The following is a 25,126-nucleotide window of genomic DNA, read 5'->3' as shown; positions in this document are numbered from 1 at the left end:
GTCCGGAGTCGACAGCAGAGCAAACAGCCCGCTCACACACTCGAGGGCGGTGCCGGGATGCAAAAAAGGGCGACATCCCGAAGGATGCCGCCCTTTTTAGAAGTACTACCTAGCCCTTGGCTGCTGCCTTGAGCTTGCTGCCTGCACTGAGCTTGACGCCGTGGCTGGCCTTGATCTCGATAGCTTCACCCGTCTGCGGGTTGCGGCCGGTGCGAGCCTCGCGGAAGGTGCGCTCTGCAGCCATCCAACCGGGGATCGAAACCTTGGTTCCCTCGCCGACCGACTTGGACAGTACGGAGAAGAAAGCGTCAACGACGCCGGAAACGGCAGCCTGGCTCTGGCCAGACTCTGCGGCAACCGCCGCTACGAATTCAGTACGGTTTAGCGACTTGTCAGCCATAAGGTGGTCCTCCTCGGACGTAGTGCAGTTAGGTGGTCCGAAACGCTAGAAAACGTCGGAACCGCTTGGAATCTACCAGCTTGACTTGGTAATTCCGGGCAACTCGCCCCGGTGAGCCATTTCACGGAAGCGAACACGGGATACACCAAACTGGTTGAGGAATCCACGGGGACGACCGTCGATGGCGTCGCGACCGCGTACGCGGACCGGCGATGCGTTGCGGGGAAGCTTCTGAAGCCCGAGGCGTGCTGCCTCGCGCGACTCGTCAGTTCCGTTCGGGTCAACGAGGGCTTTCTTCAGCTCGAGACGACGCTCGGCGTACCGCGCAACGATAACTTTGCGCTGCTCGTTCTTTGCAATCTTGCTCTTCTTAGCCATATTTAGCGCTCCTCGCGGAATTCAACGTGCTTGCGGACCACCGGGTCGTACTTCTTGAGCACGAGGCGGTCAGGGTTGTTGCGACGGTTCTTGCGCGTCACATAGGTGTAGCCCGTTCCCGCAGTTGAACGGAGCTTGATGATCGGACGTACGTCCTGTGCCTTAGCCATTAGATCTTCTCCCCACGTGCAAGGAGGTCCTTGACAACGGATTCGATGCCGCGAGCGTCAATTACCTTGATGCCCTTTGCGGACAGCTGAAGAGTTACGTTGCGGCGAAGCGACGGTACGTAGTACGTCTTCTTCTGGATGTTTGGGTCGAAACGGCGCTTGGTGCGACGGTGCGAGTGCGAAATGTTGTGTCCGAAGCCGGGAATGGCGCCGGTCACTTGGCAGGTTGCTGCCATGGTGATGCTCCTGTTCTAGTTACCGTAAGGACTCAGCCTTACCCAAGATCACTTGTCGGCACACACACTGCGTTCTTCTCAAACCGAACTTTTACGCGGTTTCGATCAGGGTGGGGTGTGTCTGCGAGAGCGGAAGATACCGCTCGGTCAACGGTATATGTTACGTGGTAGAGCACGCTCGGCACAAGCCGAAGACGTCAACGATGTGGTGCGGCTCCGTAAAGCCATGCTCGGCCGCAACATTTTTGGCCCACTGTTCGACCGCATCCGCCTTAATTTCTACTGTTGTTCCGCACTGACGACAGATCAGGTGGTGATGGTGCGAATCTGGAGTGCATGCCCGAAACAGGCTTTCGCCATCCTGTTGAAGTGAGTCGGCATCGCCCGCTCCGGCCAGGTCGGCCAAGGCACGATAAACGGTGGCGAGACCGATGGAGCTACCTGCGTCGCGCAACGCACCGTGCAGTGATTGAGCACTCACGAAACCCTCTGACTGCGTCAGAGCCTCCCGCACCGCTTCTCGCTGCCACGTATTGCGCTTCATGGTCACCATCCTAACTTTTCGCCGCCCGTGAAACAGGGGTGAGTTCAGTCGCGGATGCTCGGCGCACGCTGAGCCTGCGACTACGCCCGCGGCGAGCACCTACAACTCGGCAGACCAGGTAGATCAGGAACGAGATCGTCGTGATGTAGGGACTAATCGGCAACGAGCCGCCGATCGCAAGCAAAACACCGCCCGTCGCCGAGACAAATCCAAAGATCATGCTGAGCACCGGCACAAGCCGCGGAGACGACGACACTCGCATCGCGGCCGCGGCCGGTGTCACCAGCAGGGCCATCACGAGCAGGGCGCCAATGATTTGCACAGCCACGGCGACCATGAGGCCCAGCAGCACCATGAAGCCGAGCGAGAGTGCGCGTGAGGGAACGCCGCGCGCGGCAGCCACTTCGGGGTCGAGGCTGTCGAAGGTGAGGGGGCGCCAGACCACGAACAACGCGGCCAGCACGACGACACTGATCACGATCAGCAGGCCGAGCTGTTCGCCATCCACTGAAATGATTTGCCCAGTGAGGAGCCCGAACTTGTTGGCACTACGTCCGGGATAGAGCGCCAAAAACAGGATTCCCAGACCCATACCGAACGGCATGAGCACGCCAATGATCGAGTTTCGATCGCGAGCCTTCGCCCCGAGCATCCCGATCAGCAGAGCCGCAACAAGGGAACCGACAATCGAACCCGCCACCACGTTGGCCCCAAACAGGAGCGCTGCGGCGGCTCCCGCGAACGAGAGTTCGCTGATGCCGTGCACCGCGAACGCCATATCTCGCTGCATGACAAAAACGCCAATGAGGCCGCCGGCGATACCGAGCACCGCCGCGGCGATAAGCGAGAAGCGCACGAGGTCGAGCAGTTGGCCATAATCGTTGAAGTTCACGACTTGGCCCCAGAATTCGTCAAAGGTCACGCGATCTCCTCCTCGTGGTGGTGATCGCCATGCGGGGTTCCGGCCACGATAACGCGACCGCCCACTCGCACAACTTCGACGGGAGTGCCGTAGAGCTCGCTCAGCACGTCGCTGCGCAAGACCTCGTCCGGTGTGCCGATCGTGAACTTACCCCCGGCCAAGTACAGCACGCGGTCGACCATGCTCAGGATGGGGTTCACATCGTGGGTCACAAACAGTACGGCGGTGTTGTGTTCGCGTCGTCGCCGGTCTATCAGCTCAGAGACTCCGCGCTGATGCTGAAGGTCAAGACTCAACAGCGGTTCGTCGCACAACAGTAGAACCGGGTCAGCGGCCAAGGATTGCGCCACCCGCAAACGTTGCTGTTCACCCCCCGACAACGAACCGAGCGGTTGGCGAGCGTAATCGGTCGCACCAACGTCGGCGATGAGTTCATCCACGCGCGTCTTTACAGCGCGGGGGAGGGTCGGCACCCCAAAGCGGTGGCCGTTCACGCCGAGCGTGACCAGATCGCGGCCTCGCAACGGTGTTCCTGGCGCCGCGAGCTTCTGCTGCGGAATGTAGCCGATGCAACGATCGCCGCGGCGAACCGGATGCCCGGCCACCGTGATCGTGCCCGAGTCGAGCTTTTGCTGCCCCAGTATCGCCTTCAGCAGGCTCGACTTTCCGGAACCGTTTGAGCCAAGCACCGCCACGAACTCGCCGGGCGCCACATCGAGGTCGAGTCCCGACCAGAGGGTGCGCGCGCCGAAGCCCAGCACCCCATCACGGATGCTGAGCACGGTACCTGCTGCGGAGGCCGAAGCGGCCGCAGCAGTTCCCGGTGACGCGGGTGACGCGGATGACGCGCTCACGAGGTTTGCCTCATTACGGGACAAGGACCACCGCGAGTGCATCCAAGTTTGAAGACATCCATTCGATGTAGTCTGCACCCTCAGGTAGCGTCTCCGTAAATGACACCACGGGAAGGCCCGCCTCTTCTGCCGCAGCGCGCACACGTTCGGTTTCTGGGCTTGAGGTTTGTTCGTTGTAGGCCAAGAGCGCCGCGTGGTCGGAGGCGACAAGTTCAAGAACGTCGAGGAGCGCCGCCGGAGGAACGTCGGAACCTTCCTCAATAGCTTCAGTGAAGTCGGGCGAGGTGTCATCGTGCAGGCCGACTGCTTCGAGCAAGTAGACGGCTACAGGCTCCGTTGCGGCAGCCCCTTGCCCATCGGTTGACTCTGCGATTGTGGCGGCTTGCTCTTCGAGGCCTTCGAGCTCACTAAGGAACTCACCGAGGTTTGCTTCGAAAGCGTCGCTGTTCTCGGGGCTCAGTTCCGTGAGCTCCTCAGCGATGTGCTCAGCGACATGCTCGATCGCGTGAAAGCTGTACCAAATGTGCTCGTTGAAGCCCTCAATGTGGTCGTGATCGGCGTGGGCATCGTCGGCCTCGTCGTCAGCATGGTCTTCGTCGGCGTGCTCATCGTCAGCGTGCTCGTCGTCGGCGTGCTCATCGTCGGCGTGCTCATCGTGGTCATGGTCTTCGGCGTCGTCAAGAAGGCCGGATGCCTCGACAGCGTTGAGGAGGATCGCGTCAGCGCCCGCAGCTTCATAAAGGGCTTCGGCGAAGGGGTCATAACCACCACCGTTGAGAATCACGAGGTCTGCTTCAGACACCGCGAGTTGATCGCGGGACGACGCTTCATAGCTGTGCGGATCTTGTGCCGGGTTGTCGATCAAACTTGTCACGGTGACAGCATCTCCGCCAAGCGAGGCGGCAATGTTTCCGTACACGATCGTGGAAGCCACAACCGAAAGTGTGCCGTCGTCCTCGGCGGGTTCGCTAGCTGAGCAGCCGGCGAGAGTAAGGGCGGAGGCCGCAAGCACGGCTCCGGCCGTGAGGGCACGGGAACGGTGGCGTGCAAAGGCTGGGGTGGTAAAGCGAGACATCGAGCTGTCCTTCTAAGACTGTGAGTGATACCGGTAATGAGATTCGTTATCAATAGAATACATGATGATTACCTGCCTGAGCACCCAGGGGTCTTAGCGCTAGTTCGCGGCCGCGCCGCCGAGCCTCATTTCGAGACCATCCAGAATCAGCGTAAGCCCGCTCCCAAACTCCTCTTCAAAGGCGTACTCACCGGCACCAAAGAGCTCCACGAGCGCGCGAGCTAGGTGCGGATATTCCTCCGCTGACGGCGCAACCTCGGCAGCAAACTGAGCCTCCGCGCCCTCGCCAGAAGCGAACGGAAGCCCCGCTTCCGTCAACACAAACCCGTAAATGAACGCATCAATCGTCGAGAAGGCGTGTGTCGCGAGGGCCGCCGAAAACCCGTGGGCCATCAAGCACCCCATGACCCGATCGTGGTGACGCAACAGCGCTGGGCCGGGAGCCGGTCGAGATTCGAGCATCCCCAAACCCCAAGGATGCGCACGCAACACCTGCCTCGCCGACTGCGCTCGGCGCACCATTTGCTCACGCCAAGGTGCATCGATCTCGGGCAGCTCTATTTGCGAGAACACCCACTCAGCGAGCTCATTGAGCAGCGCCTCTTTGTTGGAGACGTGATGGTACAGGGACATCGCCTGAACCTTCAGCTCAGCCCCGACGGTGCGCATGCTGACGCTTGCGAGACCGTCTCGATCCGCAACCGCAGCCGCAGCATCCACGATCCGCTCGCGACTCAACGTTCCTCGTACGCTCATGTCCCTATTGTTGCGCCCCTTACAGGTGTAAGCCTATACTTCGAACGATCACAGAACCGACACACCCGAAAGGCACTCACCGTGACCACCAACACTTCACCCCTCGCCCCGCTCGATGTGCGCATCCGGCTCGCTGCTCTCTGGACCGCAACGATGGTGCTCGTGGCCTTCGTCGACATCTTCGGCTTCTACCGGCCCGACTATCGCGAACAGATCGAGGCCGGACGGGTCTTCGTGTTCGACGTTGGTCAACCGTTCATGTTCGGGATCATCATGTACGTCACGATCCCAACACTGATGATTGCGCTGAGCGTGCTGCTGCCCCACCGCTCAAACCGGCTCACAAACCTCATCGTGGCACCCCTCTTTGCCGTGACAATTGTCGGGGCCGCTATCGGAGAGTGGGGATACTATGTGCTTGCGAGCGGGGTCGAGCTGGCCTTTCTGGCCATCATCGTGACGCTTTCCGCGAAGTGGGCCATGCCCCGGCGCGGCTAACCCTGCGCCGCCGTGGGCGGGGTGGGGCTGCGAGAGGATCAGAATGGCGAACACCACCAACTGGGCGGGCAACCTCACCTACGGCGCCGAAACGATCCTGCAGCCGGCCACAGTGGCGGAGGTTCAAGAGCTCGTCGCCCGCTGGCCGCGCGTGCGAGCGCTCGGCACCCGGCACTCCTTCACCGATATTGCGGATACGCCCGGAGCGCTCGTCAGCCTGGCTGGGCTTGATCCTGACGTCCGGATCGATGCGGCATCGATGACCGTCAGCGTCACCGGGGGCACCAGCTTCGGCATCCTGATCGATGAATTGCAACGCCACGGGTTCGCCCTCCACAACACGGGGTCGCTGCCGCACATCTCTGTTGCCGGCGCGACCGCGACGGGCACCCACGGCTCTGGAGACGGCAACGGCATCCTCTCCACGGCCATCGCTGAGGTTGAACTTGTCACGGCCGACGGCACGCTCGTGAGGGTCGATCGCTCCAGCGACGACCTGCCAGCGCTGGCTGTGGGCCTCGGTGCGTTTGGCATCATCACGCGCGTGACCCTCGACATCCAACCCAGTTATGTCGTTCGGCAAGACGTGTACCGGTTCGCCCCCTGGGAGACCGTGCTGGCTCAACTGGATGAGGTGATGGCGAGCGCCTACAGCGTGAGCCTTCTTGCTGACTTCGCGAGCCCCACCGTGGCGCAGGTTTGGCTCAAGACGCGCCTCGCTGACGGCGCTGAGCCGCCCTTGGCATCCGCTCTGTTCGGTGGTTCCTGGTATGACGACGCTGACGAACTCAATCCCGAGAATGTGAACCCGCGCGCAAGCGTGCCCGGCCCGTGGTCAGAGCGGATGCCGCACTTTCGCCTCGACGGCCAGCCCTCCAATGGCGGCGACGAGTTGCAAAGCGAGTACTACGTGGCGCGGGAGCACGGCGTTGAGGCGCTGGAAGCGCTGCGAACCCTTGGTGCCAAAATCTCGCCCCACCTGCTGATCTCGGAGATCCGCACTGCCGCCGCCGACGCGCTGTGGATGAGCCCCGCGTACGAGCGCGACGTTCTCTGCATTGGCTTGACGTGGGCTAAACATCCAGCCGAAGTCGCAGCGCTACTGCCCATCATCGAAGAGGCTCTGGCGCCGTTCGAAGCTCGACCCCACTGGGGCAAGCTGTTTCACTACGGGGCTGACATCATCCGTGAACGCTTCCCGCGGAGCACCGAGTTCGTCGCGCTGCAGCGAGAGTACGACCCGCACGGCAAGTTCTGGAACCCGTTCCTCGAACGAACTCTGGGGCCACGCTAGCTCGCTACTTCTTTCTCGATTGAGGCGCGGCGGGTTCAAGGTTGGGCGTGTGGCCCTTCTCGTCCCACGTCTTGAGAATCGCCCACCCCACCGCGGCAATCGGCACGGCCAACACGGCCCCCACGATTCCGCCCAAGATTGTTCCCGCGGTCAACGCCACCAAGATCACCAGTGGGTGGATGCTCAAAGACTGAGCCATGACGACCGGCTGGAGGAAGTTGCCCTCAAGCTGATTGACCAACACAACGATGCCCAGAACGATGAGCGCGACGACCCAACCGTTAGTGACGAGAGCGACAACGGCGGCCAAAATGCCGGCGACGGTCGCGCCGACGAGAGGAATGAACGCCCCCAAAAAGACGATCACCGAAAGAGGCAACGCGAGCGGTACCTGCAAGATCGCAAGTCCAATACCGATCCCGATTGCGTCAACCGCGGCGACCGTTGCGGTGCCCCGCACATAACCACCGAGAGTGCGCACAGCGGTGTGCCCGATACGGTGGCCACGCTCAAGGCGCTCACCCGTCATGGGGCGCAGGAAGAACTCCCAAATGCGATCGCCGTCTTTGAGAAAGAAAAAGAGAATCACGAAACCAAGCAGAATGCCGGTGACGACTTGAGCCGCTGCGGAGACGCCTTGGATAGCGCCCAGGCCGAACGTGGCACTTGTGACGAAGTCAATGCCGGCGTTCCATGCGTCGTCGAGAGCGGTCTGATCAATCGGGAAAGGTCCATCGAGCGCAAAGTCCTTGAGCTGCTCAAACCCTTCGACCGCTGACGCCGACAACTGCGACCACTGGTCCTCAACCGCGAAGACCACAGCGGTGATGAGACCACCCAATAGGGCGATCCCGCCCAGCAAAGCGATCCACGTGGACAGCGCTCGGCCCACACCACGGCGGCGCAGCCACACCACAATCGGGCTCGCGGCTGCAGCAAAGATCAGCGCGATCAGTACCGGTATGACGACGAGCTTGATCTGCGTGAGTGCAAAGACGATCACCGAAACGAGCGTGAGCAGCAGGAGAACTTGCAGCGCCCGAATGGACCAGGCGCCTAAGCGGTCGGTCCACAGTTCGTGAATTCCGGGGCGCTTCGCTTCGGATGCAGACGCCGCTGCAGGCGACTTCTTCTTCGTGACCATGCCGCCAGACTACCGACAGCTGCACCAAATCCGGTGCAGCATCGACTCGCTAGTGGCGAACGCTCGCTTGTTAGTCGAGCAGCAGTGCAGGCTCTTCGAGCACACTCGCGAGGTCAGCGACAAAACGGCTAGCGACATCCCCATCAACGATGCGGTGGTCGAAGCTTGCGCTCACGGTCGTCACGTAGCGGGCGCGTACCTCGCCGTCGACAACCCACGGCTTCTGCTTGATCGAGCCAAGAGCCACAATCGCAGCCTCGCCCGGGTTGATGATCGGCGTACCCGTATCCATGCCGTACGAACCGATGTTGGTGATCGTGATCGTGCCGTTCGCCATTTCCGCGGGCTGCGTCTTGCCATCGCGCGCGGTGAGCGTGAGCTGTTCAAGGGCCTTAGCGAGATCGAAGAGGCTCAAGTCTTGAGCATCCTTGATGTTCGGCACGATGAGACCGCGCGGGGTTGCGGCGGCAATACCGAGGTTCACGTAGTGGTGAACGATGATCTCCTTGTCGGTCCAGCTGGAGTTCACGGTGGGGTTGCGGCGCACCGCCCAGTTCACGGCCTTAGCCATGATCAGCAGCGGGCTCACGCGCACGCCAGCGAAGTCGGGGGAGTTCTTGAGGCGCTTCACGAACTCCATGGTTCGCGTGGCATCCACGTCGGTGAAGACGCTCACATGCGGAGCGGTGAAGGCACTGTGCACCATGGCTTTAGCGATGGCCTTGCGCACACCCTTCACCGGAATGCGCTCTTCGCGCTCGTCGCCCCACGCGGGAGTTTCGATGTTACGGAACACACTCGCCTGCGACGCATGACGAATCACATCTTCGCGCGTGGTCTCGCCAGCGAGACCGGTGGCGGCAACCTCAGCGAGTTCAACCCCAAGATCCTTGGCCAGCTTGCGAATCGGCGGCTTGGCAATGATCGGGCTAGCAAACGACGCAGGCACGGATGCCGGACGCGGCTTAGTCGCAGCAGGCACGGCGGTTGTCTCAGCTTTGGCCGATTGCCCACCCTTGCGGCGACGTGAGTTCACGTGTCCGCCGGTGCCGTAGCCCACGAGCACGGCTCCGGGCTTGTCCTCTTCGTTAGCAATGGTGGATGCCGTGTCAGCAACAGCAGCGGCAGTGTCATCTGCTGCACCGCTCTCCGTGCCGACATCGGACATCATGCCGTGGCTTTCGTCTTCGCCCGAGCCCGGTGCGGTCAGCTCAACCGAACCCCCGACAGACTGCACGCTGATGATCGGGGTGCCGACTTCGACGGTCGCGCCCTCCTCCACCAGCAGCTTCTGCACGGTGCCGGCGAACGGCGAGGGCAGCTCGACGAGCGACTTCGCAGTCTCGATCTCGACGAGCACTTGGTTGACGGTGATCTCGTCACCGGGCGCAACCTTCCAGGAGACGATCTCGGCTTCAGTCAGCCCCTCGCCCACATCGGGGAGAGGAAATTCAGATACGGCCACGGGGGCCTCCTTCGTCAGTAAGCCAATGCCCGGTCAACAGCATCCAAGATGCGGTCAACACTGGGCAAGTACACGGATTCCAGCTTGGCGGGAGGGAACGGGAGGTCGTAGCCACTCACCCGCAGCACGGGGGCTTCGAGTGAGTAGAACGCGCGCTCGGTTACCGTGGCGGCAACCTCGGAGCCCACGCTGACATTCCCCGGGGCCTCTTGAGCAACAACGACGCGGCCTGTTTTCTGGGCGGATGCCACAATCGGGTCGTAATCGATGGGGGAGAGCGATCGAAGGTCAACAACCTCGATGCTCGTGCCCTCTTCAGCAGCGAGTTCTGCCGCCTGCAGCAGGGTGGAGACGATAGCGCCGTGCCCGACGAGCGTCACTTCTGTGCCCTCGCGAACCACCCGGCTGGCATGGGTAGCGATACCGGGCGACCCGCGGTCGACCTCACCCTTCTGCCAGTAGCGCGACTTCGGCTCAAAGAACATCACAGGGTCGTTACTGGCGATCGCTTCTTGGATCATCCAGTACGCGTCGTGGGGTGTGGCGGGGCTCAGCAAGCGAAGACCGGCGGTGTGCGCAAAGTACGCCTCCGGGCTCTCTTGGTGATGCTCAACCGCGCCAATGTGGCCACCGTAGGGAACCCGGATCACGACAGGCATCTGCAGCGCGCCCTCGTGGCGCGCGGTCAGCTTGGCCAATTGCGACGTGATCTGGTCGAAGCCGGGAAAGATAAAACCGTCGAACTGGATCTCGCACACGGGGCGAAATCCGCTCATCGCCAACCCGATCGCCGTGCCCACGATGCCGGACTCAGCCAGCGGAGTGTCGAGAACCCGCTTGTCGCCGAATTCGGCCTGCAGACCCTCAGTGACACGGAAGACGCCGCCGAGCGGTCCGATGTCTTCGCCCGTCAAGAGAACCCGGTCGTTGGCGCTCATAGCGGCACGCAGCCCCTCGTTGAGGGCCTTCGCCATTGTCATGGTTTCCGCCATTAGTTGCCCTCCTCAAACGATGCTTCGAAGTCTGCGAGCGCTTGGCGCTGCGCATCCATCACGGGGTGAGGGTCGGAGTAGACGTGGTCGAAGAGCGTTGACGAAGCCGGCACCGGAAGCTCAAGAACGCGCTTACGGATGTCGGCGGCTAAGTCGTCGCCTTCGGCCGCGATCTCGTCGAAGAAGCTTTGGCTCGCGCCGCGGCCCCGCAAATACGTTTCGAAGCGAGTAATGGGGTCACGCTGCGTCCAAAACTCGAGCTCACTGTTGTCGCGGTACTTCGAGGGGTCGTCGCTCGTGGTGTGGGCACCCATGCGATAGGTGAGGGCCTCAATGAAGCGCGGTCCCGTGCCGGAGCGGGCAGCATCCAAGTTCGCCTGGGTTACGGCGAAGCTCGCAAGAACGTCGTTGCCGTCGATTTGAACGCTCGGAATGCCGAAGCCTTCGCCGCGCAGGTAGAGCGGGGTGCGCGACTGGCGTGACACGGGAACCGAGATCGCCCAGTGGTTGTTCTGCAAGAAGAAGACCTGAGGGGTTTGGTAGCTGGCCGCAAAGACCATTGCTTCGCTCACATCACCCTGGCTTGTGGAGCCGTCGCCGAAGTAGACCATCACGGCGGCGTCCTTCTCAGGGTCGCCGGTTCCGCTGCGGCCGTCGAGACCCATGCCCATCGCATAGCCCGTGGCGTGCAAAGTCTGAGAACCAATGACGAGCGTGTAGAGGTGGAAGTTGTCGTGTTCTTTCGGATTCCAGCCACCGTGGCTGAGTCCGCGGAACATCGCGAGGATGGTAATCGGGTCTACGCCGCGCATAAGGGCGATGACATGCTCGCGGTATGAGGGAAAGATGTGGTCTTGCGGCTTTGCCGCGAGCGCCGAACCCACTTGAGCAGCCTCTTGGCCGTGACTCGGCACCCAGAGGGCAAGTTGACCTTGACGCTGCAGATTGGCGGCCTCGATGTCGAAGCGGCGCATCACCACCATGTGGCGGTGAAACTCTTGAAGAGCGTCGTCACTGAGCTTGTCTACATACGGAAGATACTGTTCGCTGGCATCGCTGTGAACGAGCGTGCCCTCGGGAGACAGCAGCTGAACCGTCGCGGCGGTATAAGACATTCGACTAATCTAACGCGGCTTGGCTCAATTCGTTTTCTGCGAAGCGACAACCTCTTGGGCTGCTCTTAGGAGTTTCTCCACAGATTCGGCTTCGCCAACGCTGATTCGTAGGCCCTCGCCGAGGGCTCGAACGACGATGCCGTGGCTACGAAAAACCTCTGCAGCCCAGTCGGTTGCTGCCCCAGTGGGCAACCACACGAAGTTGCCGTTGGGCGTTGGTACCGCCCAACCCTGCTCGCGAAGCCCTGCCACGATCTGCTCGCGTACCTCGTTAATACGGCTGACGCGCTCTAACAATTCATTTTCATGTTCGAGGGATGCGGTGGCAGCTTTCTGAGCAAGCTCCGTGACCGAGAGCGGAATCGCTACCGCGCGCGCCGCATCCATCACATACTCGGGGCCAATGGCGTACCCGATTCGGAGGCCGGCGAGGCCGTAGGCCTTGGAGAAGGTACGCAGCAGTACAAGGTTGGGGTACTGACCCACGAGGGTTTCTCCCCGCACGGCTTCGGGGTCTGTCACAAATTCGCGGTAGGCCTCGTCGAGAACGACAAGGACGTTCTCGGGAACGGTGGCCATGAATTCACGGAATTCGGCATCCGTAACCACAGTGCTGGTGGGGTTGTTGGGGCTGCAGACGATCACCACGCGAGTGGATGCCGTAATTGCGGCACTCATGGCGGCAAGGTCGTGTCGGTGGTCGGCCTGGTTCGCGACCTGCACGCTCGTGGCGCCTGCCGAGGAAACCAGCAGCGGGTACGCCTCGAAGCTGCGCCAGGCGTAGATAACGTCGTCACCCGGGGCTGCGGCAGCGCTGACGAGTTGGGCGAGCACGGCAACGGAACCAGCTCCCACTTGAACACTGTCGGCGGTGACGCCAAAACGTTCTGCCAGCTGCGTGCGCAATTCGAGGGCGGAGGCGTCGGGGTAACGGTTGATCGTGTGCGTGGAGAGTTGCGCCAGCACTGAGGGCAAGGGCTCGTGGGGGTTTTCGTTGGAAGACAGCTTGAAGGCATCCGCTGCGGCGGGCGCGCCTTGACGGTAGGGCACGATGGCGGCGATTTCGGGGCGGAGCTGTACACGGTTGCTGGTCACGTCACCAGCCTAGAGGCGAGCAAGCATTGCGGCTTCCTAAATTCGGGGTGCATAGTTAACGCATGAGAATCATCGTGCGCTTGCTGATCAATGCTCTTGCTTTGTGGCTGACTACGGTGGTCGTCGCCGGGGTCGAGATTGTGCCTTTTTCGCCCGGAGGAACTCTTGAGGTTGTGCTGACGTTCTTACTCGTCGCGGCTGTCTTCGGAATCGTTAATGGAGTGCTGGGCAACCTCATTCGTATCGTTGCCTTCCCGCTGTATGTCCTGACTCTCGGCCTGCTCGCACTTGTGGTGAATGGCCTGCTGCTTCTGCTCACGAGCTGGATCTCGAGCCTGTTCGGCTTCGGACTTGTCGTCAATGGCTTCTGGTGGGGCGTACTCGGCGCTTTCGTGCTCGGTCTCATCAGCTGGTTCATCGGCATCTTGATTCGCCCGATCGTCGGTAAGCGCCACTAGGGCTGCACCCGCTCGAACTCGTAACTTGTCACGGTGGTTACAGCTCCAGCAGGGGCCGGGGGAGTGAGGTTCGCGATCGCGTCTCGAAGAACCTCATCGTTTTCTTCGTCCATGAGACGAGCTGTCTCTCGGTATTCGACGAGTTGATGCGCCGGCACGGGGACTCCTTCTGGCAACGGTCGGTCCTCGAAAGCTTCTCGTGTCACGAGCACCGCATGGTGGTTATCTTGTAGCCCTCCGGCCGCAGGGACGATGTCATCCTTATGCTCCACGATGACCGCGTTCACCTTGTCGGGAATCGAGATCTGGCCGGTGTTTCCGCCGAGGGCAAATAGCGCGGTGACGTTGTACTCACCCGATTCTGCGATAAGGGCAGCAATCGCCGCTCCTTGTGAGTGACCCGTCACGCTTACGGGGCTTTCAGCAGTAACGCCGGCCTCCTTCATTGCGGTGATAACGGCCGCAGTCGCGGCTGCCTCTTGTTTTGCCGCATTACTGAGGTTGCTTGTGCCGTCAAACGGCTCCTCGGATCCAGCAAAAGCGAACTCAACGGTGCCCGAGATGTAAACTTCGAACGAGTCAGGCTCCCCCGGTGACGACGTCGTTTCGATCCGCACTTGAAACGGCTCATCGGGTGTGGGTTGGGGGATCCGGTTGGTCCTTTCGAGGGCAGATTGTGCAGGTTGCACACGAGTCGTGTCACTTGTACCCACAAGCGCGACGGGCGTCTCGTTCAGCAGTCTCGTAACCCCTCCCAGCTGCCGAACCCCTCTCGCCGCTGTAGGAAGGCCGATAACCCCGGCCGCACTCAAGGCGTTGACGAGTACGGGTGGCAGGCCTGCTGCGCCCAATATGAACTCATCAACGTTCATGACCCCGGCACGTACGGCCATGACGAACGCGGGGTCGGTGATGAGCTCGTTGAGTGCGGTTGTGAATTTCTCGCTGGCCAAGATCTCGGCCGGAGAGCGCCCGGTGACGAATGCTGCAGCTGCCAATCCGATCACGAAGGGGACCGCCGTGGTGGCGAGCGCAAAAGCCACGAGGTGCTTGGGAAAGAGAAACCCGAGCAGGGCTGCAGCATCCGCCGCGACTCTACGGGAGAGATCTTGCGCAAAGATTTCGGCCATCCCATAGCCCTGAGCGGCCGTTCTCACTTGCCAGCTCAAGAGCTCTGCCCGTCGGACAACCCGCTGAAGGTTGGCATACGCGAAGTCGAGATCGTCTTCGGCGAGCATCGCCGCGCTCGGAATCCCGAGAGACACCAGTTGTTGACTGGCGAGCCGTGCATCCACCATTTGAATGGCACACGCTATATCGCGGGTCATGTCGGCTGCTCGTTGAAGCTGGTCGGCACTCACGAACATTTCCTCGGTGGAAACCGAGTGCCTGGTACCTCCGCCCGAGATGATCAAGTCATCCGACATAGGAACCAAGCTGCTGACGTGCCATCACTGTTCGGTTTTCTGCGGTCTCGATGAGGGTGCGTGCCCGCGCCAAGTCGCGGTGCAAATGCACCACCTGGCTGTCGAACAGCTGTTGCGCTGGTCCGCGCCAGTCCACTCCGCCAGCAGGCAAGAGTGCTCCGACGTAGTTCAGTCGTTCGCTGATCATTCGGAGTTGTTGTGCTTGAAAGTCGAGCGCGGCACGCGCCGTCGCCTCGAGAGTTGTGTCCATTGGTCGCCTTTCGCCGTGACAACTCTCGCCAAACTCCCGTCGACAGACGGGTTGCCAGTAGGTATCGGGGATGAGAATCCAGCGGCCACCCCTGTTGAGGAGTCGAAACTGCGACAGAATGAAGCATGACCTTCGAGCGAGCAGCCTCTGACTCGACAGTGTTCTCGATATGTTTCGTGTGCACCGGGAACATCTGCCGGTCGCCCATGGCCGAAGCGGTCTTCCGAGACCTCGTTGCGCAAGCTGGCCTTGACGACCGCATATCCGTCACCTCCGCCGGCACCGGCGATTGGCATGTGGGCGAGCCAGCAGACGACCGCACCATCGATGCCCTTGCGGCGCGCGGCTACAATGGTTCTGGGCATCGCGCCCGCCAGTTCGACCCCGAGTGGTTTCGCAAATTCGACCTCATCGTCGCGTTTGATCGAGGACAGGAACGAATTCTGCGCACGTGGGCACCCAACGACCAAGACCGGTCGAAGGTGCAACCCATGTTGAGCTTTGACAGCGAACTCGCTCCTCTCATCGATGTTCCCGACCCTTACTACTCGGATGCCGCACTCTTCGATCACGTGCTCGGCATGATCGAGAAAGCCTGCGGTTCGCTCTTCCGACAGATCACGCCAGGCATCACCGCACCAACCCCCAACAACTAGGGAGCCCCATGAGCCCGTTGCCCGTTCAACCACTGAGCCCCCTCGATGGTCGCTACCGTCCCGCCGTTTCGGCTCTGGGCGAGCACCTCTCCGAGGCAGGCCTCAACCGGGCCCGCGTGCACGTTGAAGTCGAATGGCTGATTTTCCTCACGAGCAAGAGCCTGTTCGGTTCGAGCCCGATGAGCGCCGATCAGGTCACCGCCCTGCGCGCCTTCGCCACCGATTTTGGCCAAGAGCAGATCGATGAACTCGCTCGCCTCGAAGCCACCACCCGCCACGACGTCAAGGCCGTGGAGTACCTCGTGCGCGCCAAGCTCGACGAGCTGGGCCTCACCGCGATCGCTGAACTCACTCACTTCGCCGCCACCAGCGAAGACATCAACAACCTCTCTTACGCGCTCACCATTTCGGATGCCGTACGCGAAGTCTGGCTGCCCAAGTTCCGTACCGTGATCGATGCCCTTCGCGCGCAGTCCGAGCTCATGCGCGACAACGCGATGCTCGCTCACACCCACGGTCAGCCGGCGACGCCGACCACTATGGGTAAGGAATTCGCGGTCTTCGTGTACCGTCTCGACCGCATCCTGACTCGCGTTGAGGGCATCAGCTACCTCGGCAAGTTCAGCGGAGCTACTGGCACGTTCGCCGCCCACCTCGCTGCAGACCCCGAGCAGAACTGGCCAGCCCTCTCGAAGGAGTTCGTGGAATCCCTCGGGCTCGACTGGAACCCGCTGACCACGCAAATCGAATCGCACGACTGGCAAGTGGAGCTGTACCAGGCCACCAGTCACGCCAACCGCGTGCTGCACAACCTCTGCACCGACGTGTGGTCGTACATTTCGATGGGCTACTTCCGCCAGATTCCGCAGGCGGGCGCCACCGGTTCGTCGACAATGCCGCACAAGATCAACCCGATCCGCTTCGAAAACGCTGAGGCCAACCTCGAGCTCTCGAGCGCTCTTCTCGAGTCGCTCGCTCAGACTCTCGTGACTTCACGACTCCAGCGCGACCTCACCGACTCCACGACGCAGCGCAACGTGGGCGTCGCCTACGGTCACTCGCTGCTCGCTCTCGACAACATCGAGCGCGGCCTCAAGGAGATCGCCCTTGACCCGGTGGCTCTCGACGCTGATCTCGACAGCAACTGGGAGATCCTCGGCGAGGCCATCCAGACGGTCATTCGCGCCGAGGTCACCGCGGGCCGCAGCACCATCAGCGACCCCTACGCCATCCTCAAGGAACTCACGCGCGGCAAGCGCATCAACTCTGTCGACCTCACCGAGTTCATCTCAGGGCTCGACATTGGTGCGGATGCCAAAGCCCGTTTGCAGGCGCTGACGCCGGCCACCTATGTCGGCCTTGCCAGCTCGCTCGTCGACTACCTCGGCGACACCAAGTAGTTCACGCTCTACGCATTCGCGCGCAGAAGGCCGGTCTCTTCGTAAGGCCGGCCTTTAGTGTTTCCACGGCTTGGCGTCCGCTCGGCGCTTTCCGTCTGTGCCGGGCCTCTTCCGTCTCCCTCGAACCCGGCTCTGCCCCATGGCCACCTTCGGAAATTCAGGAAACCTCGCGACGAAGACCGCTGAGGCCCCTCCCACCAGGGGTTTTAGGAGCACACGCAGTCCCGCGTCGTACGATTTCCTGAATTTCCGAAGCAAAGCCACACGTCTTGCTGTCGAGCCGACGCGAACTTGCCACACGGAAAGCGTGCGGAGGCAGCGCTAGTAGTACACAGCGAGAGCACCGTTAGGGCCGTCGATGACGTGAACGGGTGTGTCAAAGATTCGGGTGAGCACGTCATCGGTCAAGATCTCAGCGGGCGTGCCGAACTCGGTGACTTGGCCATCTTTGACGGCGCAGATGTGGTCGGCGTAGTGCCCCGCGAAGTTGATGTCGTGGAGCACGATGATGATGGTGCGGCCAAGTTCTTGGGCGGCGCGCTTCAGGTGGCGCATCATCTGAACCGAATGCTTCATGTCGAGGTTGTTGAGGGGCTCATCCAGAAGCACGTATTCGGTGTCTTGCGCGAGCACCATGGCAACGTAGGCGCGTTGGCGCTGTCCGCCTGAGAGCTCGTCAAGATAGCGGTCTTGCAGGCCTTCAAGGTTCAGAAAGGTGATGGAGTTGTTGATCGCCACCTCATCCGCTTCGGTCAGTCGACCTTGCGAATACGGAAAGCGACTGAACCCCACGAGCTGACGCACCGTGAGGCGGGCGATGAAGTGATTCTCTTGCCGCAGGATCGCGATGATCTTGGCGAGGTCTTTCGACTTAGTCTTGGCGACGTCGTAGCCTGCGACTTCGATGTGGCCGGAGTCGATTCCGAGCAAGCGACCGATCATAGTCAGCAGGGTGGATTTGCCCGCACCGTTCGGGCCAACCAGCGCGGTAATGCCTCCCTCGGGAATCGTGAGGTCGACGGGGCCAATGGTGATTTCGTGGCCGTAGCTCTTGCCCACATTGTTCAGGGTGATCACAGTCGGCCCTTTCTCAGAATGACGATGAGGAAGACGGTTCCTCCGACAAGTTCAACGATGATCGAGACCACTCCTTGCGCGTAAAACAGGTTCTTCATCACGAAGTACGCTCCGCCCAGCACCACAAACCCGGCCAACACCGCGATCGGGAAGATGTGGCGATGGTCGTAGGTGTCCGCGAACTGGTAGGCGAGCGTGGCGACCAAGAACCCGAAGAAGGTCATCGGGCCGACGAGCGACGTCGAGACAGCCATCAGAATCGATACGAAGAACAGCACGCGCATGATCTCGAAGCGGTAGCTGATTCCTAGATTCGTGGCGGTGTCTGAACCCAGCGCAATGATGTTAAGGCGCCGGCCCTGCGAAAGCAGCACGGTGCCGGCTATCAGGCAGAGCACGAGCGAGATCGGCAGGTAGCTGGCATCCGCATTGGAGATGGAGCCGAACAGGCGGGCCGTCAGGATGTCGAACTCACTGGGCGTGAGCAGGCGCTGCATGAACGTCGACACTGCTCCCAGCCCACCGCCAATGATGATGCCGACGAGCAGCATGATCTGCAGGTTGCCGTATTTGCCGGAAAGCAACCAGCCGTACAGCAGTAGCGAGAGTCCGACCATCAGGGCGACCTGAAGCAAGAACTGGGGGAGACCCTGCAGGGCGACGATGCCGCTGATGCCCAGGAAGTACACCGCAGAGGTCTGCACCGCCACATACAGCGACTCGAAGCCCATGATGGATGGCGTGAGAATCCGGTTGTTTGTCACCGTCTGAAAACTCACGGTTGCAATCGCTTGGCAGAAGGCCACGACGGCAATCACGATCACGTTGGTGGCGCGCAGCTCAGCGATGAGCCAGAACCCTTCGGTGCCCACCGGCATCGGGTTGTTCCAGGCGAGCAGGCCGAAGCCGATCGCCACAGCGAGCACACTCAGGATGCTGAGCAGCGTCCAGTAGCGGCGTCGCGCCCGCACCGTGGGGAACGGCCCCGTCACGCCGGGCGAGCCGACGCCAACAGTCACTCTTTCCTGCGCATCCACGGGGCTATGCACGACGGCGCTGCTTCAACAGGAGGGCAATGAAGACGATCGCGCCCACGACACCCAAGATGAGCGACACGGGAACTTCGAACGGCATGATGATCGTCCGGCCGACGATGTCGCACACCGTCACGATCGCGATGCCCAGCAGGCAGACCCAAGGAAGGTTGCTGCGCAGGTCGTCGCCACGGAACATCGACACGATGTTGGGAACGATGAGGCCGAGGAACGGCAGATTGCCCACGACAACCGTCACCACTCCGGTCGCGACTGCGATGAGCGCGGTGCCGATGAGCAAGATCTGGTTGTAGTTCACGCCGACGTTCGTCGCTATGTCTTGGCCGAGCCCCGCAACGGTGAGTCGGTCGGCGAACAAGAAGATCGCGACGACGACGAGCGCAACGATCCAGAGCAGTTCGTATTGCCCGCGCATCACCGAGGTGAAGCTGCCGGCGAACCACACGGAGAGGCTCTGAAGCATGTCCGTCGAGAGAGCAATGTAGGTGGAGATGGCGCCGACCACCGAACCGAGCATGATGCCGACGATCGGCACGATCAGCGAGGAACGCAGCGTGACGCGGCGCAAGAAGAGGAAGAAGATTCCGGTGCCGATGAACGCGGCTACGACCGCACCGCTCATACGGGCGAGGATGCTGGCTCCCGGAAAGAGGATCATGACGGTGAGCAGTCCAAGACCTGCCCACTCGGTAGTGCCCGTCGTGGTTGGTTCCACGAAACGGTTTTGCGTCAGCAGCTGCATGACCAAGCCGCTCATCGCCATCGCGGCGCCCGCGAGCACCAGGGCGATCGTTCGCGGAACCCGCGTGATGCCAAACATTCTCTGGCCGTCATCCGCCCCGAAGATGTCGTAGACACCCGTGAACAGCGAGGCAATCAGCAGCAGTACAACGCCCACCGTCGCGAGCAGGAGTTTCCAGTCGAAGAGGGTGGTCGTGGTGGCGGGCCGCCGTCGGGCCAGTGTTGACGTCATCCGTGAGTGAGGGTTTCTGATTGAAGGCCAGAACCGTTCGGTGCTGAAGTTCGCCCGTAGGCACGCTTCAGCACCGAACGGCGTGAGTGACGCTAGTTCTTTCCTTCTAGCGCGTCAGCGAGTGCGTTGAAGAACTCCGTGTACGTCTGGATGCCTTCGTTCGTGTACGTGTCGGCTGGCATGTACACCAGGTTGCTTTCCTTCACTGCGGTGACGCCCGAGAGTGCTTCGGAGTTCTCAAGAACTTCGCTGCCCTGCACGTAGCTGGGGTCGTCGGCGAGAATCGCGGCGTCGCGGTCCATGACGAGAATCCAGTCGGGGTTGGAGTCAGCGATTGCCTCTACCGAGATGTCGTCACCCTGGTGGTCTTCGCTGCTGTCGTCGACGTCCAGCGCCGCGGTGAAGTCGAAGATGTCGAAGAGCGGGCCGAGGGTACGTCCGACGCTCGGAGCCGAGTAACCGATCTCTCCGCCCGAGGTGATGACAGCCATCACGGAGTCTTCGCTGTTGTACGCCGCGTTCACGCGCTCGATGGCGGCGTCGAAGTCCGCATTCAGCTGTTCGGCCTCTGCCTGCTTGCCGAAGATCTCGCCAAGAACGGTGGTCTGGCGCTTGAGCTCGGCGTCAAAGGGCTCCCCCTCGCGCGGGTCGAGCTCAACGATCACAGCGTCCGGCACGAGCTTGGCGAAGTCATCGTGGAACTGTGAGAACCGCTGTCCGTTGATGATCACGTCGGGCTGGACGGCAACGACGGCCTCGAGGTCAGGCTCGCCGTGGTTGCCGAGGTCGACGATCGAATCGTCCTGAGTGTAGGGGATGGTGCTCGGCATCAGCGCTACGGCCGCGGCGCTAAGTTCGATGCCCCACGAGGCGAGCGTCTCGAACGTGCGGTTGTCCGTGGCAACGACCGAAGTGAAAGGCGTAGCTACGGTCTGGCTCCCGTTGTTGTCCTCGAACTGAACGGATGCTTCTGCTCCGTCTGAATCTGCAGCTTCAGGCGTCGCGGTGCTGCAGGCAGCAAGCGCGAGAGCCAGTACTCCAACGAGTACTCCGTGCCGGGTTCGTGAAAAGTTCATGGTGTCCTTAGTTTTTCGGATGACCGAAAGCGGTCGGGCGTAAAAAGGCAACACCCGCTGCAGCGAGTGTTGCTTAGGTAAGCCTAACCTTAGTGTTCGCCGAGAGTCAAAGGGCAAAGTGCCCTCGTGGCAGCAGTTTTTGGGCGCGACAAACTGGCTTCGCCACGCCACGCCACGCCACGCCACGCCACGGCTCGGCTCGGCACAGCACAGCACAGCACAGCACAGCACGCCACGATGCGGCACGGCACGGCACGATGCGCCACGATGCGCCACGGTGCGGCTCGGTGCGGCTCGGTGCGCGGGCTGGAGCTAGTGCCCTGCTTCGCGATCCTGTTCGTCGAGATCGAGAAGTTCGTTCTTGTCGGGGCGCACCGCGAGCGTGAGCATCGCGATAACGACCAGCGACACGATAAAGGCAACACCGGCAAAGATCAGGCCGAGCATTAGGTCGCGGGTAGCCATGAAAACCACCAGTCCCGTGAACAGCCCGAAAACTGCGGAGAGGCCGAGCATCTCTGCGGGGCGCGTGCGGTCACGCTTGTCTGGGGTAGTCACTGATCCTCTTTCTCTTGCACGGCTGCAGTAACAGCAACATGATCGGTTGTGCTCCACTTGAGGGAGAGTGCAGCAATCACTAGGTACACACCAAGGATGGCCCAATAGGCTCCGAGAACTCCGACCACCACGATGGATGCCGTGAGCTCACGGTCGATACCATCCGGCCCCGTAAAGGGTTGGCTGAATCCCGGCGGCACGAGCAGCACCACCAGGGCGAGCAGGGCTGTGAGGCTGCCCACAAAAACCCAGTCGCGCGATGATGCGTCGCGGCCGCGGCTGCGCAGCCCGAGATAAAGCTCAATGAAACCGGTGATCGCGGCGAACGCGGTGAGCAGGAAGACGAAATAGGCTTGCCCGCCGTTGGACGCAATGAAGGCGGCGGTGGCGGTAGCGATGGAAAGGGCGCCCTGGGTAATCGTGAGATTGCGCCCGATTCCGCGGTGCGTGGAGAGTACGCTCGCGGTCAACAATACGGCGCCGACGATGAGCGTGTAGCTGGCCAGCGTGACAAGCCCGAGGCGCGACGAATGATCAGCCGAGAATGTGATGACAATAGCGAGAATCAGCGCGGGGATCGCACGGGCTAAGGGCACGTACCACGCAGTAGATGCAGGCAGCGGCTCGGTGTGAGCACTAGTCAAGCGATCGCCTTCTTTCTGAACAAGCGGGTGCTTCTAGTCTAGGCCGCTTGCAACGATCTCTTGTGCTGGGGCTTAGGAGCCGGGCGGAAGATCGACGAAGCGCGAGAAGTGACCGTGGAAGCCCACGGTGACGGTGCGTGTCGGTCCGTTACGATGCTTGGCAATAATCAGGTCAGCCTCACCGGCGCGAGGACTATCCGCTTCGTAGGCGCTTTCGCGGTGCAGCAGGATCACCATGTCGGCGTCTTGCTCGAGCGATCCTGATTCACGAAGGTCGGAGAGCGCAGGCTTCTTGTCGGCTCGCTGCTCAGGACCACGGTTCAGCTGTGAGATTGCGATAACCGGAACTTCGAGTTCCTTGGCAAGAAGTTTGAGAGCACGCGAGAACTCACTGACCTCTTGCTGACGCGATTCGACTTTTTTACCACTCGTCATGAGCTGCAGGTAGTCAATGATGACCATGCGCAGGCCGACCTTTTGTTTAAGCCGACGACACTTGGCGCGAATCTCTACCAGGGTCATGTTGGGGCTGTCATCGATATACAGGGGCGCGTCGTTGATGCGACCACGCGTCTGGGCGATCGTGGTCCAGTCGTTGGCGTGCACCGATCCCTTACGCATGTGCTGCAGAGGAACGCTGGCTTCGGCCGACAACAAACGCATAGCAATCTCGCTTCGACCCATTTCGAGCGAGAACACGATTGAGGGCATGTCGTTATGAATGGATGCTGCGCGAGCAAAGTCCAAGCCAAGAGTCGACTTACCAATAGCTGGTCGTGCGGCCAAGATGATCAACTGACCCGGGTGTAGTCCGTTGGTGAGTTCATCAAGCTCAGAGAACCCGGTGGGAACACCGATCATCTGGCCATCACGGCCGCGCGCTGCCTCAATCTCATCGATGGCGCTTTCGACCGCCATCGTGAGAGGAACATAGTCTTCGGTCTCTACGCCACCGGTGACCGAGTAGATCTCCGCCTGAGCGTTGTTGACGAGGTCGAGAACTTCACCTTCGCTGGCGTACCCCATCTGAACGATGCGGGTGCCTGCCTCCACGAGGCGACGCAGTACCGCTTTCTCCGTAACGATGGTTGCGTAGAAGCCAGCATTGGCCGCAGTAGGAACGAGGCCTGTCAGAGTATGCAGGTACTCGACCCCGCCGGCACGCGAGAGTTCACCCGTTTTGGTGAGCTCGTCGGTGACCGCAATGACGTCCGTTGGTTCACCGTGCGAGTAAAGAGTGAGTACGGCGTTGAAGATGGTTTCGTGCTTGGGAACGTAGAAGTCGATACCACGCACGGTCTCGATAACGTCAGCAACGGCATCCTTGCTCAGGAGCATTCCGCCAATCGCGCTTTGCTCAGCCAGAAGGTCGTGCGGGGGGACACGATCGCCTCGCGAACCGCCGCGAGATTCGCCCGATTGGCGATCGTCGCCAGCAAGGCCAAGATGCGCAATCGACATAGTTTTCCTCCTAGTGGGACAACCCCAGTTATACGGGCAGCCCCCGACACTCGGGACAGCTTCAGAGCGAGTTCCGCTTCACGGCTGCTTCACCTTACGAACGAGAATCAATCACCCACAACTGGGGCTGTGGATAACCTTGTGCACAACTCCAGCGAAACGCCGAGCGTCGTGTGAACAAGCTGTGGAAAGTCCTGTGTAAAGCACGGCCGGTTATCGTGATAAACAGCCCTTGACCTGCATTTTTATTTTTCACACACGGTGTGCAGAAACCGACCTAAAGTCCTGCTTGAGGGTTCCGCATTTTTCTTAATCCTGTGCACAAAACCCTTGACAACGGGCCTTAAAACACAAGGACGACGAGCCAAGCGGCCCGTCGTCCTCGTTCTCGAACAGTTACTTGCTAGCAACCACCTGGAGGGTGATCGTCGCAACGATGTCGTCGCGCAGACGAATCGTCGCTTCGTGATCTCCAACAACCTTGATCGCCGAAGTGATCTCGATCTTGCGCTTGTCGATGTCGCCAAGTCCTGCAGCGGAAACAGCATCCGCTACGTGTGCGGGCTTAACCGAACCGAACAGGCGTCCACCCTGACCAGCGGTCACGGTGAGCTTGACCTTGGTCGCCTGGAGGCGAGCCTTGAGGTCCTGCGCTTCTTCAAGAGTGGCGTGCTCGCGCGATGCGCGTGCTGCCTTGATGGATTCAACCTGCTTTTCGCCACCGCGAGTCCACGCCACGGCGAAGCCCTGGGGGATGAGGTAGTTACGAGCGAAGCCGTTCTTTACATCTACGACGTCGCCAGGCGCGCCGAGACCGGTCACTTCGTGAGTGAGGATGAGCTTTGACATGTCGGTGGCTCCTTAACGGCCTGCGCCGGCGTAGGGCAGCAATGCCATCTCACGGGCGTTCTTGACGGCCGTGGCGATGAGACGCTGCTCCTGAACGGAAACACCGGTGATACGACGAGCGCGGATCTTTCCACGCTCGGAGATGAACTTACGAAGCGTTGCGACATCCTTGTAGTCGATGACGCCTACGCGGATCGACTTGGCTGGTGCGGCGTTCTTGCCGTCCTTGCCTTTGCGGATGGGCTTGCGGCGGTCGCCGCTGCTCTTTCCTGCCATGAGTGTTACTTCTTTCTGTATTTAAGAC

The 25,126-nt window shown here is 61.1% G+C and carries 30 protein-coding genes; 5 read left to right on the top strand and 25 right to left on the bottom strand.

Going from position 1 to position 25,126, the window contains the following annotated elements:
- Positions 1 to 109: 109 nt before the first annotated feature.
- The 9 genes from ACR3YK_RS05440 to ACR3YK_RS05400 form a co-directional block, all read right to left on the bottom strand.
- Positions 110 to 400: an HU family DNA-binding protein gene (locus tag ACR3YK_RS05440; RefSeq protein ID WP_100387826.1), complete on the bottom strand. Its 291-nt coding sequence runs from the start codon at positions 398 to 400 to the stop codon at positions 110 to 112.
- A gap of 72 nt (positions 401 to 472) precedes the next feature.
- The gene (gene rpsN, locus ACR3YK_RS05435) at positions 473 to 778 is read right to left on the bottom strand and encodes a 30S ribosomal protein S14 (RefSeq protein ID WP_486176187.1); all 306 of its coding nucleotides are present in this window, start codon (positions 776 to 778) and stop codon (positions 473 to 475) included.
- 2 nt (positions 779 to 780) lie between these two features.
- The gene (gene rpmG / locus ACR3YK_RS05430; protein WP_009773536.1) at positions 781 to 948 is read right to left on the bottom strand and encodes a 50S ribosomal protein L33; all 168 of its coding nucleotides are present in this window, start codon (positions 946 to 948) and stop codon (positions 781 to 783) included.
- Positions 948 to 1,184: a 50S ribosomal protein L28 gene (gene rpmB / locus ACR3YK_RS05425; protein WP_022885355.1), complete on the bottom strand. Its 237-nt coding sequence runs from the start codon at positions 1,182 to 1,184 to the stop codon at positions 948 to 950. Before rpmB ends, rpmG begins: the two co-directional genes overlap by 1 nt.
- Before the next feature lie 160 nt (positions 1,185 to 1,344).
- On the bottom strand, positions 1,345 to 1,728 hold the full coding sequence (locus tag ACR3YK_RS05420; protein WP_486176186.1) for a Fur family transcriptional regulator: 384 nt from the start codon (positions 1,726 to 1,728) through the stop codon (positions 1,345 to 1,347).
- Positions 1,729 to 1,738: 10 nt separating this feature from the next.
- Positions 1,739 to 2,650, bottom strand: coding sequence for a metal ABC transporter permease (locus tag ACR3YK_RS05415; RefSeq protein ID WP_486176185.1), 912 nt, complete (start codon positions 2,648 to 2,650; stop codon positions 1,739 to 1,741).
- Positions 2,647 to 3,432, bottom strand: a complete 786-nt coding sequence (locus ACR3YK_RS05410; RefSeq protein ID WP_486176376.1) for a metal ABC transporter ATP-binding protein — start codon at positions 3,430 to 3,432, stop codon at positions 2,647 to 2,649. Before ACR3YK_RS05410 ends, ACR3YK_RS05415 begins: the two co-directional genes overlap by 4 nt.
- A gap of 85 nt (positions 3,433 to 3,517) precedes the next feature.
- Positions 3,518 to 4,579 (bottom strand): metal ABC transporter solute-binding protein, Zn/Mn family, encoded by a 1,062-nt coding sequence (locus ACR3YK_RS05405; RefSeq protein ID WP_486176184.1) that lies wholly within the window; start codon positions 4,577 to 4,579, stop codon positions 3,518 to 3,520.
- A gap of 99 nt (positions 4,580 to 4,678) precedes the next feature.
- Entirely contained in the window at positions 4,679 to 5,335 is a 657-nt protein-coding gene (locus ACR3YK_RS05400; RefSeq protein WP_486176183.1) for a TetR/AcrR family transcriptional regulator C-terminal domain-containing protein, read from the bottom strand.
- Between the two features lie 81 nt (positions 5,336 to 5,416).
- Here ACR3YK_RS05400 and ACR3YK_RS05395 point away from each other — a divergent pair, with 81 nt between their 5' ends.
- Together ACR3YK_RS05395 and ACR3YK_RS05390 are read left to right on the top strand one after the other, a co-directional pair.
- Positions 5,417 to 5,833 carry a DUF6326 family protein gene (locus ACR3YK_RS05395; RefSeq protein WP_486176182.1) on the top strand — a complete coding sequence of 139 codons (417 nt, stop codon included), beginning with the start codon at positions 5,417 to 5,419 and terminating at the stop codon, positions 5,831 to 5,833.
- A gap of 43 nt (positions 5,834 to 5,876) precedes the next feature.
- Positions 5,877 to 7,127, top strand: coding sequence for a D-arabinono-1,4-lactone oxidase (locus ACR3YK_RS05390; protein ID WP_486176181.1), 1,251 nt, complete (start codon positions 5,877 to 5,879; stop codon positions 7,125 to 7,127).
- Between the two features lie 4 nt (positions 7,128 to 7,131).
- Here ACR3YK_RS05390 and ACR3YK_RS05385 read toward each other — a convergent pair whose 3' ends face one another.
- The 5 genes from ACR3YK_RS05385 to ACR3YK_RS05365 all read right to left on the bottom strand — a co-directional run bounded on the left by ACR3YK_RS05385 (position 7,132) and on the right by ACR3YK_RS05365 (position 12,938).
- The gene (locus tag ACR3YK_RS05385) at positions 7,132 to 8,271 is read right to left on the bottom strand and encodes an AI-2E family transporter (RefSeq protein WP_486176180.1); all 1,140 of its coding nucleotides are present in this window, start codon (positions 8,269 to 8,271) and stop codon (positions 7,132 to 7,134) included.
- A gap of 70 nt (positions 8,272 to 8,341) precedes the next feature.
- Entirely contained in the window at positions 8,342 to 9,736 is a 1,395-nt protein-coding gene (locus ACR3YK_RS05380; protein ID WP_486176179.1) for a dihydrolipoamide acetyltransferase family protein, read from the bottom strand.
- 14 nt (positions 9,737 to 9,750) lie between these two features.
- Complete coding sequence (locus ACR3YK_RS05375) at positions 9,751 to 10,728, bottom strand: alpha-ketoacid dehydrogenase subunit beta (RefSeq protein WP_486176178.1); 978 nt, start codon at positions 10,726 to 10,728, stop codon at positions 9,751 to 9,753.
- Positions 10,728 to 11,843, bottom strand: coding sequence for a thiamine pyrophosphate-dependent dehydrogenase E1 component subunit alpha (locus ACR3YK_RS05370; protein WP_486176177.1), 1,116 nt, complete (start codon positions 11,841 to 11,843; stop codon positions 10,728 to 10,730). Before ACR3YK_RS05370 ends, ACR3YK_RS05375 begins: the two co-directional genes overlap by 1 nt.
- Before the next feature lie 24 nt (positions 11,844 to 11,867).
- Positions 11,868 to 12,938 (bottom strand): histidinol-phosphate transaminase, encoded by a 1,071-nt coding sequence (locus ACR3YK_RS05365; RefSeq protein ID WP_486176176.1) that lies wholly within the window; start codon positions 12,936 to 12,938, stop codon positions 11,868 to 11,870.
- Positions 12,939 to 13,000: 62 nt separating this feature from the next.
- Here ACR3YK_RS05365 and ACR3YK_RS05360 point away from each other — a divergent pair, with 62 nt between their 5' ends.
- Positions 13,001 to 13,396, top strand: coding sequence for a phage holin family protein (locus ACR3YK_RS05360; protein WP_486176175.1), 396 nt, complete (start codon positions 13,001 to 13,003; stop codon positions 13,394 to 13,396).
- Here the strand turns inward: ACR3YK_RS05360 and ACR3YK_RS05355 are convergent.
- Both ACR3YK_RS05355 and ACR3YK_RS05350 read right to left on the bottom strand, forming a co-directional pair.
- On the bottom strand, positions 13,393 to 14,763 hold the full coding sequence (locus ACR3YK_RS05355; RefSeq protein ID WP_486176375.1) for an alpha/beta hydrolase family protein: 1,371 nt from the start codon (positions 14,761 to 14,763) through the stop codon (positions 13,393 to 13,395). The genes ACR3YK_RS05360 and ACR3YK_RS05355 overlap by 4 nt on opposite strands.
- Before the next feature lie 49 nt (positions 14,764 to 14,812).
- Positions 14,813 to 15,073, bottom strand: coding sequence for a hypothetical protein (locus ACR3YK_RS05350; protein ID WP_486176174.1), 261 nt, complete (start codon positions 15,071 to 15,073; stop codon positions 14,813 to 14,815).
- Positions 15,074 to 15,198: 125 nt separating this feature from the next.
- On the opposite strand from ACR3YK_RS05350, the gene ACR3YK_RS05345 reads away from it, so the two are divergent.
- Both ACR3YK_RS05345 and purB read left to right on the top strand, forming a co-directional pair.
- Positions 15,199 to 15,729 (top strand): low molecular weight protein-tyrosine-phosphatase, encoded by a 531-nt coding sequence (locus ACR3YK_RS05345; protein WP_486176173.1) that lies wholly within the window; start codon positions 15,199 to 15,201, stop codon positions 15,727 to 15,729.
- 8 nt (positions 15,730 to 15,737) lie between these two features.
- The gene (gene purB, locus ACR3YK_RS05340) at positions 15,738 to 17,129 is read left to right on the top strand and encodes an adenylosuccinate lyase (protein ID WP_486176172.1); all 1,392 of its coding nucleotides are present in this window, start codon (positions 15,738 to 15,740) and stop codon (positions 17,127 to 17,129) included.
- 321 nt (positions 17,130 to 17,450) lie between these two features.
- Here purB and ACR3YK_RS05335 read toward each other — a convergent pair whose 3' ends face one another.
- The 9 genes from ACR3YK_RS05335 to rpsR form a co-directional block, all read right to left on the bottom strand.
- Entirely contained in the window at positions 17,451 to 18,206 is a 756-nt protein-coding gene (locus ACR3YK_RS05335; RefSeq protein WP_486176171.1) for an iron ABC transporter ATP-binding protein, read from the bottom strand.
- Positions 18,203 to 19,243, bottom strand: coding sequence for an iron chelate uptake ABC transporter family permease subunit (locus tag ACR3YK_RS05330; protein WP_486176170.1), 1,041 nt, complete (start codon positions 19,241 to 19,243; stop codon positions 18,203 to 18,205). Before ACR3YK_RS05330 ends, ACR3YK_RS05335 begins: the two co-directional genes overlap by 4 nt.
- 4 nt (positions 19,244 to 19,247) lie before the next feature.
- Positions 19,248 to 20,234: an ABC transporter permease gene (locus ACR3YK_RS05325; protein ID WP_486176169.1), complete on the bottom strand. Its 987-nt coding sequence runs from the start codon at positions 20,232 to 20,234 to the stop codon at positions 19,248 to 19,250.
- A 92-nt stretch (positions 20,235 to 20,326) separates the two neighbouring features.
- On the bottom strand, positions 20,327 to 21,310 hold the full coding sequence (locus tag ACR3YK_RS05320; RefSeq protein ID WP_486176168.1) for a siderophore ABC transporter substrate-binding protein: 984 nt from the start codon (positions 21,308 to 21,310) through the stop codon (positions 20,327 to 20,329).
- Between the two features lie 312 nt (positions 21,311 to 21,622).
- The gene (locus ACR3YK_RS05315) at positions 21,623 to 21,868 is read right to left on the bottom strand and encodes an FXYD domain-containing ion transport regulator (protein ID WP_100387801.1); all 246 of its coding nucleotides are present in this window, start codon (positions 21,866 to 21,868) and stop codon (positions 21,623 to 21,625) included.
- Positions 21,865 to 22,512, bottom strand: a complete 648-nt coding sequence (locus tag ACR3YK_RS05310) for a hypothetical protein (RefSeq protein WP_486176167.1) — start codon at positions 22,510 to 22,512, stop codon at positions 21,865 to 21,867. Before ACR3YK_RS05310 ends, ACR3YK_RS05315 begins: the two co-directional genes overlap by 4 nt.
- A gap of 72 nt (positions 22,513 to 22,584) precedes the next feature.
- Entirely contained in the window at positions 22,585 to 23,973 is a 1,389-nt protein-coding gene (gene dnaB, locus ACR3YK_RS05305; RefSeq protein WP_486176166.1) for a replicative DNA helicase, read from the bottom strand.
- A 396-nt stretch (positions 23,974 to 24,369) separates the two neighbouring features.
- Positions 24,370 to 24,822 (bottom strand): 50S ribosomal protein L9, encoded by a 453-nt coding sequence (gene rplI, locus ACR3YK_RS05300; protein ID WP_486176165.1) that lies wholly within the window; start codon positions 24,820 to 24,822, stop codon positions 24,370 to 24,372.
- Between the two features lie 12 nt (positions 24,823 to 24,834).
- Positions 24,835 to 25,098, bottom strand: a complete 264-nt coding sequence (gene rpsR / locus ACR3YK_RS05295) for a 30S ribosomal protein S18 (RefSeq protein WP_009773575.1) — start codon at positions 25,096 to 25,098, stop codon at positions 24,835 to 24,837.
- Positions 25,099 to 25,126: the final 28 nt, after the last annotated feature.

Source organism: Salinibacterium sp. 10G20-15, assembly GCF_057365065.1.
Note: the sequence above shows the minus strand (reverse complement) of the source record. Positions and strands in the feature narration are given on the sequence as shown.